General features: G+C 49.1%; 1 protein-coding gene. It reads left to right on the forward strand.

The features are described from left to right. Positions 1-782, forward strand: a 782-nt coding sequence (locus ACM2FC_RS23540) for a condensation domain-containing protein (RefSeq protein WP_498483462.1), incomplete at both ends; no start/stop codon positions are given.

The raw sequence follows: 782 nt of genomic DNA on the forward strand, positions 1-782 counted from the left end.
GCTGACGACCGATAAAATGAGGCCAGCCCAGATAAATTCTGAAGGTGCAACGGCCTCCTTTCATATCGATGCCTCCCTATCAGAGCAGTTACGTCAGTTTGCGAGTGTTCATCATACCACGCTGTACACAGTGCTTTTATCCGGTTTCTTTCTGCTGCTGAGTCGTTTGAGTCAGCAAAAAGACATCGTGGTGGGGACACCGTCGGACAATCGTCATCATACACAGACGCAGGACTTAATGGGCTTTTTTGTGAATAGCTTAGTGCTACGTACTCAAGTGGATGAGACTCAAGACTTTGTGTCAGTGGTGTCGAAGACGCATGAGGTGGTCATAGAGGCGAAAGGTCATCAAGAGCTGCCGTTTGAACAGTTGGTGAGTGAATTAGACATAGATAGGGACGCCTCAAGGCATCCGTTGTTTCAAGTGATGTTTGGGGTGCAGTCATTTGGAAATGGGGGCAACTGGGGAGCGCTGCCGTTAGAGCCAGTAGAGTTGCCAGGCGTGCATTATACTCCAGCCAAGTTCGACTTGAGTGTGTTTATTGATGATGGCCAGGGGGCGCTTTGTGGGGAATGGACCTACGCACTGAGCTTGTTTGAACGAACAAGTATTGAACGTTTTAGTGATATGTATCAACGTTTGCTGACTGGTTTGATGGCGCAGCCAGAGGTAGCGACGCATACAATAGAGCTCGTCTCAGAAGAGGAGCGTCATACGCTATTGCATGAGTGGAACCAGACAGAAGCGGACTACCCACAAGATAAGACGCTGAGTGAGCTGT

The sequence above is a fragment of the Vibrio sp. A37 genome, from assembly GCF_059777565.1.